Source organism: Shewanella sp. 10N.286.45.A1 (genome assembly GCF_041470405.1).
GTDB lineage: Bacteria > Pseudomonadota > Gammaproteobacteria > Enterobacterales > Shewanellaceae > Shewanella.
On record NZ_JBFRMK010000010.1, the window covers coordinates 1 to 8406 of the forward strand.

An 8406-nucleotide genomic window follows, 5' to 3' on the forward strand; every position below is an offset into this window, starting at 1 on the left:
AAGAATAGAAGCATTGAATCGAACCCAAAGGGCCGCGTTTCTTGGCTATTTTTACTGTGTTGTAGACTATTTGTGGAGAATAACTAAACGGCATAGCCTCCGCCTTGTCAAAATAGCCAATAAACTGCGGCAAAAACAACCGTGAAAGATCAACTGCCCCTAGTCTCTTTTTGACAAAGACTGTCACAGGAGAGTCTTTGTCTGTTTTAGCCTCTTTCGCTGAGCTCGTCTAAAGATAAACTTGCCATTATACAATCCCCCTAAGCTTTGTTACTTTAGGTCGACTTACAAACACATGGATGCCCTATGAGAGCTTTAACACTTATCTTCAGTAGCTTACTTTTATTAATCACTTCCGGCTGTGCAACGAATGCAGGCCACGGTACCGACCAAGATAAGCCTGAATACCTCACCTATGTAAAGCCGGGGGATAAAGCGCCTGTTACTCAATTTATTGATACTCAGGGGAACAGTATCGATCTAAGCAAATCAAGAAATAACAAATTACTGATCTTATTCGCCACTTGGTGTCATGATTCACAGCGCACCATGAAACACCTCACTGCATCAGATCTGTATTTGAGTCCTAACGTCGATATTATTGGGATTGGCAGAGAAGAAAATAAACCAGCATTAGATAAATTTGCTAAAGAGTACGAGCTAAACTTTGCACTTGTCGCTGATGCAGACAGAAGCATCTACAATCAATTTGCCAATACTGGTATACCTAGGCTTATCTTGCTAGATGCTGACAATAATGTGGTTAAAACGATTATTGGTGAAACAGAGAATGCCATAACCGAAGTTGTTTGGTAGATGGTAAGCACAGAGGCCGTATCGATAGCTACGGTCTCGCCGCTATTAATGTTAGCGTTCAAACTCTAAGTTGAATCACTTAAAGCTTAGCCCTAACTCTGTGATACCGAATTAATACTCCCAGCCAACCAGCCTAAGTTTTTTCTCCCCGATTAAACCACCTGATGGATCGACATTCGCTAATGCATGATCAAAATGAATAGCGGAACCACCTGTCACTGACAACTTTTGCGCTCTAACGGCACCATAAAGCTCACCACTACCAGCAACACTCACTGCTGTAAATGGGGCATAAACCGCAGCGTAGATCTCGGAATCGCCATAAATACTCACCCCTTCATCATCAGTATTTGATGAATATATAGATAACGAAGGACGCTTACTTTCGCTCGTTAAGCCAGGTTGTTCAGTCACTATATTTGAACCAGCCCCTAAACTCACACGACCTTCAATCAATAACGTAAGACTGCTATCTGCTTCAATTGTCATGGTTGTAGCACCACTAAGAGCAAAATTCCCTGCGACGTACAAAAACACATCACCACCAGATATAGTCACTTTCGCATTTGAGCTCATCGAGAACTGACTAAGTTTATAAACAGGATAAATGAAACCAAGCACCTCTGCATTGACTGGTTCCATTTGTGCAACGCTGCCCTGGCCTGCGTTTGGAGTAAACTTATACGTTACCCCTGCACCAGCGTTAAAGCTGTCCAGTGTACTAGAACCATCATCAATGGCACTTATTTGAGGAGCGATGCTTAAAGGATCACAATTGGTAGTTGGATCGGTCAGATCGCTAGAGCTACCATCATTTTCAGGGACTTTAGCAACATCTGGCATCACCTTGAATTGCGCATCACCATAATAGGTCCCAGCTTGATCTTTATGGTTGGTTCCGTCAGGAAAAATACCTGTACCGCCATATAATATGTCAGCTTCGCTGTTATTTAAGTTAGAGATAAAGGTCGTCCATTTCATCTCTGCATTACCATTGGCTCTTACGTAACCACCTACCGAGCCTCCTTTATGTAGATAATTACCTCGAGTGAATATGTTGCCAGTCACTCGGTAATCAACACCACTGTAACTCAAGGTGATATCACCATTAGCATGTAAATTCCCCTCTACCGGTGAAGAGCCGTTCAACTCAATACTCCCTGTCGCGGCTACATCACCATAAATAGGAGAGTGGCCTCCAAGAGTAATATCACTGTCAGGTTCGATTGTAGTCACGTTGGCATTTTGCCCCGGGGCACTAGGATCGTAACTCCCGCCATTATTGGAATTGAAGCTGTCAATTTTACCGCTTCCGGATAGGTCAACACCCTCACAGCCAACGATGGCATTAGCAAACGGCGAGGTTCCTCCTCCTGAAACCAGTTCAAAGCGAGCTTTGAGCCCTGAAGCCCCTTCAAATCGCTGCCCTCGGCTCGCAAGTAATAGTTCTCCTGATGCATCTTTAGACAGGTCAACCTGATAACGCATGTCGCTCAAGCCACCATTGCCAGACGTGGCTAAACCCTCTCCTCCAACTGCTGCCATCAGCTCAGCCAATGTTGCATCTGGATTATCCTGAAGCAATGCCAACAGAGCTGCGTGGGTCTCAAAAATACCTCTTTCAGCGACTAGCTGTGCGTTCATTTTCTTTTGAAAATTACCACTGAGCCGTTCTTGAATAATGTTATCGCGCAGGGAACCTAAGACTAAAATACCTGCCAGTGAACTTAGCAGCATCACAGTAACCAAGCTCATACCTTGTTGAGATGAATGCGATAAATACATAGCCCGCCCCCTATGAGGAAAATGCTTTAGAGAGAATGATTCGGGTCAGTGCAATATCTATTAGTACCTGCCCACCAATAAAACTTTCAGGTAAAAAGCTGGGGCTCACTAGAATATGCATCAAGTCATCTTCACGTTGAAACTCTATAGCCGTAATACCGCTGAGAATCGTTTTAGGATCTGACACAGCTCCATCAATGGTCAAAGTGCACTGCAGTAACGGTGAGACGACTACATAGGTCTCTTTATAAGGTTTATCTGGGATTGAACCATCACATGCCTTCACATTAGCCACTTGCTCTACCACCAGACTGTTACCATTACTCACTATGCTTGGTTCCATTTCGGTTTGTTTTAAACTACGGCTGAACACTTGCACACTAAAACGCACCACTTCTTGGGTTGTTTCAAGACTTTTACTGGTTAGTATTGTGGTACTGATTGATGAATAAACGCCAAATACACCTAGCACTAACGCAGTGCTGATGATCAGTGCCACCATCACCTCAATAAGTGAAAAACCTTTTACAGTTTGCTTTGTTAGAGTAGGAGTTAGTGTCAACATTAAGGGCATACCTGTGGGTACATAGCATCAATACGAATTCGGCTTTCGAGTCCGTCTACCATTCGAGCATCATTCCAGCTCACATCAACCTCCAACTCATTATTAAACCCCGCCCCTGCAGCAGGAGTCAGCGTCATGGTATAAGCTGCAAATTGGGGCTGCACACTAGCAACAAAGTCGTTATCGTAGGTAATATTGCCAGTTTGTAAGTCACACAGCTTTGACCAGGTTTTTTCAACCGCATTATTTGCCTGAACTAAAGAGAGCGTGTAATTAAAGCTATTGGTCGCGTATTGCAGAGATTTAAGTTCGCCCGCGGCGAGGCCCAGTAAGATGATCGTCGATAGAAAAAGAGCAATAAGCACTTCGATAAGGGTGAACCCTGACTGACGGATAGCTTTGGGTATATTCATGAGCAACTATCACTCTTAGTTAAATAACTCTGGCCACTGGTTAAAATGGTGAAGCAGTAATCGGTGGTATCTCTGTCACCGTCAGTGATTTTTATCTTGCTGGCCTCGGCCTCGCCAGAGCGCGATAAGGTCATATCTTTAAGCCCAGTGACAGCGATGTCATTATGGCTGACACGAAACTCTTGCAAAGTTTCACCTTCCAGCTGTACTAACCAGCTTCCCGCATCTTCATTCATCAAAATGGCTAAATCACGCTTAGCCGCTTCGCTGCGGGCAAACTTGAATACGCTCTGTAGTTGATTGGCATTACTGACTAAACGGTTATTCTTAATCTGGTTAGTCATAGCTGGCACTGCAGTGCTGGCTGCGATGGCAACAATAGCCAATGTTGTGAGTAGCTCAAGCAGAGTAAAGCCTTTGGGCTTAAAGGGTATTTGGCATCCCATCTACCAACATCCTTGAGCAGGTGTTTTTGCCCCTTGCTGATTAATGCTCAACGTGCCGCAACGATCACCAGCTTGTGAGGTGCCCGACTTGGGTGTGGCTTTGAGTGTGAATGTGGTCGCATCATTGCTTGCCTTAGATTCAGCTGCGGCATCAGCAACGCTATAACTAAAGGAATAGTACTTACTGTCACTTGTAGGAACCACTAGGCTATCAGGGTACCCGCCCATGCGTGTATATTGCCGCTCAAGCAATGCGACATGTTGAATAATAGTGCGCTGCGCTTCACTGCGGCGACCATCTTGAATGTAGGATTGATAAGACGGCAGCACTACGGTTGCTAATATACCCATGATAGCGATCACGATTAACAATTCGATTAAAGTGAAAGCTTGCAGTTTTCTCGTTACGGTTACCATCCCTGAAAGACCTTAACTAAGTTATGACTAGTAAAATTTATTAGTAATAATAACCAAAATAATACCAACTCAAGATACCATAATCAACGACATTTCCTCATCGAATCATGCTGAAAAAAACTAATGAAACACAAGGGTTTGTCGTTATATTGGCCGACTTAACATGAAAGTTATTCAGTAATGTGGTAAGCAAGAGTTTAAAGCCTAAATTCAGTACGCAATAAAGGCTTTAACCATGGGAGAGCAGTCGTGTAACTAAGGTGCCTACTGCCATCAGCATGGGTTTTAGCGTAATGGCAGTATTAGCTGACAACGTCACTAACAGAAGCTTGGCAGACTTGCAGTGTTGAGGGTGTCAAGCCATGTAGATGATCGATGAGCTTAAAGCAGAGTTCGATATATTGTACCGCTTGCGCCTTATCCACTTCATAGCCAACTGCATGGGCTACTTTATTGCGCAGTTGTCTTAACTCACTAAATAGCTTTCCCTGTTTAGTGCTGATGAGTTGCTCGGAGATCAATATATTCTCGATATGTTTATAGCGGGTATTTTTATCTAAGCTGATATTGCTGCAGTGGGAGTGAATCAATTTTTCAGCTGCCAAATCAACCAATTCCCAAGCTTCAATTATCGCTGAATTAGGCAGTTGACTCGCCGACATGATGAGTACATTTCGTTTATCAATTTTAAGCTCAGGAAATATCCCTTCAGCTTCTTGGGTTACCGCCTTAAGTTCTTGACCAAACTCAAGTTCTAAATCTTTAAACTTTAACTTCTTCGCCATTGGAATAAGTTTAGATAGCGGCCGCTTAAGGCTAACAACCGCAAATATCAGTACCAGTGGCCAAGCCAACTTGTCAATTAGCTCAATAGTAAATTGCATCCAGCTCATTCTTATTTCTTCCCTGTTATTTATACTTCATTGCTACTAGCAATTGCCAAAAATTCAATCAACCTTATTGTAGGTTCTAGTGTTCCAGTCAAATTGATACTCTACCCCTTGCCACTCGTAAACAGTGTGACCATCTTTTTGGATAACTCGGGCATTTTCAGGCAAATGAGTTAAGCCAGTTGCATAGCTCACACTGGTTGTGACTCTTTCTGGCGGTGCGACAACTTTAGGTTCAGCGCGGCGATAACTGGGCTGCTGGTATCGATAAGGGTAAAGATGTCGATTGCCTGCATAGCCCCAACGAGAGCCATAATATCCCCAACCAGGACGATAATAGCGACCTCTGTAAGGGTAGGAGTACCAGCCATTAGACACACCGACATTCCAGCGCCAAGGATCATTGAACCCCGAATTCCAGCCGCTGCCCCAACCAACACCAACACTCACGTTACTGACAACCAAAAGTGATGATGGCATAGACAGCTGCGCCAATGCAGAGCTCGAAAATAGCAGTATGAGCGCCGTTGCTAAGCGAAAACCAAAATTAGTCATAATGATACCCCTATACGCCAACATTACATTAGCGAAACATAAAGCATTGACTTATTTTACGCCTAAATAGCCCTAACGCCAATCTCATTTAACAGCGGATTTACCGAGGAAATAGCTGATATATTCGCTGCTGTTTTTCCAGCATACTCTCCATTGCTGAACAGGCGTTTAACGGCCACGTTAATAATGCTATAGTGCGCGCCATATCACAGTTTATAGCGATGAGAATGCCCCTATGAGTTTTAAGGATTTGCGCAGTTTTATAGAGCACCTAGAAAGCAATGGTGAGCTTAAGCGTATTAGTCATCCCGTCGACCCTCATTTGGAAATGACAGAGATAGCCGACCGCGTGTTGCGTTCAAAAGGCCCTGCACTGTTGTTTGAAAATCCTGTTGGCAATGACATGCCGGTATTGGCGAATCTATTTGGTACGCCAAAACGCGTTGCTATGGCGCTCGGCAAAGAAGACCCTCTTGCTCTGCGCGATGTCGGTGAGCTACTCGCGTTCCTTAAAGAGCCTGAGCCACCACGCGGCTTTAAAGATGCGATCTCAAAGATCCCTATGTTTAAGCAAGCGCTCAACATGCCGCCTAAAACTGTGCGCAACCCTCCATGCCAAGAAGTGATAAAAACGGCAGAAGAGGTCGACCTCACTAAACTGCCGATCCAGCATTGTTGGCCAGGTGACGTTGCACCATTAGTGACATGGGGACTCACCATCACTAAAGGCCCACGTCAAAAACGTCAGAATTTAGGGATCTACCGCCAGCAGCTGCTCGGTAAAGATAAACTGATTATGCGCTGGCTCGACCATCGCGGCGGCGCACTAGACTTTAAAGATTTTAAAGAGAAACACCCAGGTGAACGCTACCCTGTTGTGGTCGCTCTAGGTGCAGACCCAGTCACCATATTGGGTGCAGTAACGCCAGTGCCAGATTCTATGAGTGAATACGCCTTTGCCGGCCTACTCCGCGGCGAGCGCACCGAGGTATGCAAAGCGATAAGCTGTGATTTAGAGGTGCCTGCCACTAGCGAAATCATCTTGGAAGGCTATATAGACCCGCAAGAGATGGCAGAAGAGGGCCCTTACGGTGACCATACTGGTTACTACAATGAAACCGACTCCTTCCCTGTATTTACTGTGACCCATATTACCCATCGTAAAGATGCCATATATCACAGCACCTACACCGGCCGTCCACCTGATGAGCCAGCGATGTTAGGCGTGGCACTCAACGAAGTATTTGTGCCAATTCTGCGTAAGCAGTACCCAGAGATCATCGATTTCTATCTACCGCCTGAAGGCTGCTCATACCGTATGGCAGTGATTTCGATTCGTAAGCAATATCCCGGTCACGCTAAGCGAGTGATGATGGGAGCGTGGTCGTTCTTACGCCAGTTTATGTACACCAAGTTTATTGTTGTCGTCGACGAAGACGTCAACTGCCGAGATTGGAACGATGTCATCTGGGCCATTACCACCAGAATGGATCCAAAGCGTGACACCGTAATGATAGAGAATACACCCATTGACTATCTCGACTTTGCATCGCCTGTTGCTGGGTTAGGCTCAAAAATGGGAATGGATGCCACGAATAAGTGGGAAGGTGAAACCGATCGCGAATGGGGTACTCCTATCGTTATGGATGAAGCCGTTAAACAAAAAGTCGATGAGATCTGGAGCGATCTAGGAATAGATGACGCGCCAACCCTATAACGTACTATTGCCTAAGCAATGTGCAAAAATATGTTAAATAAGCTTCCAAAGAGAAGCTCATCAAGGAATCAAGATGAACACCATTAGCTGTACAATTGAAAAAGTCGCACCGTTTAATGATGCGGTATTTCAGGTTATTTTAAAGCCTACTGTAGCCTTTGATTTTAAGGCTGGACAATACCTTTGCGTCGTCATGGGTGAGAAAGACAAACGCCCATTTTCTATCGCATCAGCGCCAGATAGCCAAGCTATTGAGCTACATATTGGTGCCGCCGTTAGCGAAAGCTACCCTATGCAAGTGGTTGAACGTCTTAAAGATTGCTTAGCCAATAACGGTACAATCGATATTGAAGTGCCAGGCGGCGATGCTCACCTACGCCATGACAGCGTTCGTCCACGTCTTTTAATTGCGGGCGGCACCGGCTTCTCGTACATTAAGAGTATTGTTGAGCATCAAATTGCACTTGGCCAGACCGTTGAAACGACCCTTTATTGGGGTTGCCGCACAGCTGACGCTATGTACTACCAAGACATTGCTCGTGAGTGGCATGATGCTCACCCTTGGCTACACTTTGTACCCGTTGTCGAAGAGGCACCTGCTGACTGGAACGGCAAACAAGCAAACTTGCTTGAACAGATTAAAGCTGATTTCGTTAGCCTAAATGGTTATGACATCTATATTGCAGGCCGTTTCGATATGGTTGGTGCAGCAAGAGAAGTGTTCCGCTCTATTGGCGTTGAAGAAGCTCACCTTTACGGCGATGCATTTGCTTTTATAAAGTAATACCAATCAGTATAAAGA

The 8406-nt window shown here is 44.9% G+C and carries 11 protein-coding genes; 3 read left to right on the forward strand and 8 right to left on the reverse strand.

The features are described 5' to 3' along the window. The coding region (locus AB4238_RS00610; protein WP_372030623.1) for a hypothetical protein at positions 1-187 on the reverse strand (187 nt) is incomplete at its 3' end. Positions 188-306: 119 nt separating this feature from the next. On the opposite strand from AB4238_RS00610, the gene AB4238_RS00615 reads away from it, so the two are divergent. Further along, positions 307-816: a TlpA family protein disulfide reductase gene (locus AB4238_RS00615; RefSeq protein ID WP_372030624.1), complete on the forward strand. Its 510-nt coding sequence runs from the start codon at positions 307-309 to the stop codon at positions 814-816. Positions 817-927: 111 nt separating this feature from the next. Here the strand turns inward: AB4238_RS00615 and AB4238_RS00620 are convergent, their stop codons facing one another. The 7 genes from AB4238_RS00620 to AB4238_RS00650 form a co-directional block, all read right to left on the reverse strand. After that, positions 928-2601 carry a polymer-forming cytoskeletal protein gene (locus tag AB4238_RS00620; RefSeq protein ID WP_372030625.1) on the reverse strand — a complete coding sequence of 558 codons (1674 nt, stop codon included), beginning with the start codon at positions 2599-2601 and terminating at the stop codon, positions 928-930. A gap of 10 nt (positions 2602-2611) precedes the next feature. After that, positions 2612-3166 (reverse strand): PilW family protein, encoded by a 555-nt coding sequence (locus tag AB4238_RS00625; protein WP_372030626.1) that lies wholly within the window; start codon positions 3164-3166, stop codon positions 2612-2614. Beyond that, positions 3166-3579, reverse strand: coding sequence for a prepilin-type N-terminal cleavage/methylation domain-containing protein (locus AB4238_RS00630; RefSeq protein WP_372030627.1), 414 nt, complete (start codon positions 3577-3579; stop codon positions 3166-3168). The genes AB4238_RS00625 and AB4238_RS00630 overlap by 1 nt, the downstream gene beginning before the upstream one ends. Then, positions 3576-4025: a Tfp pilus assembly protein FimT/FimU gene (locus AB4238_RS00635; RefSeq protein WP_372030628.1), complete on the reverse strand. Its 450-nt coding sequence runs from the start codon at positions 4023-4025 to the stop codon at positions 3576-3578. The genes AB4238_RS00630 and AB4238_RS00635 overlap by 4 nt, the downstream gene beginning before the upstream one ends. Continuing rightward, positions 4026-4442, reverse strand: a complete 417-nt coding sequence (locus AB4238_RS00640) for a type IV pilin protein (protein ID WP_372030629.1) — start codon at positions 4440-4442, stop codon at positions 4026-4028. A 302-nt stretch (positions 4443-4744) separates the two neighbouring features. Further along, entirely contained in the window at positions 4745-5335 is a 591-nt protein-coding gene (locus AB4238_RS00645) for a hypothetical protein (protein ID WP_372030630.1), read from the reverse strand. 54 nt (positions 5336-5389) lie between these two features. Then, positions 5390-5887, reverse strand: coding sequence for a hypothetical protein (locus AB4238_RS00650; RefSeq protein ID WP_372030631.1), 498 nt, complete (start codon positions 5885-5887; stop codon positions 5390-5392). 235 nt (positions 5888-6122) lie between these two features. On the opposite strand from AB4238_RS00650, the gene ubiD reads away from it, so the two are divergent. After that, positions 6123-7604 carry a 4-hydroxy-3-polyprenylbenzoate decarboxylase gene (gene ubiD, locus AB4238_RS00655; protein WP_220735588.1) on the forward strand — a complete coding sequence of 494 codons (1482 nt, stop codon included), beginning with the start codon at positions 6123-6125 and terminating at the stop codon, positions 7602-7604. Positions 7605-7677: 73 nt separating this feature from the next. Continuing rightward, entirely contained in the window at positions 7678-8388 is a 711-nt protein-coding gene (gene fre, locus AB4238_RS00660) for an NAD(P)H-flavin reductase (RefSeq protein ID WP_372030632.1), read from the forward strand. The last annotated feature ends 18 nt before the right edge of the window (positions 8389-8406 follow it).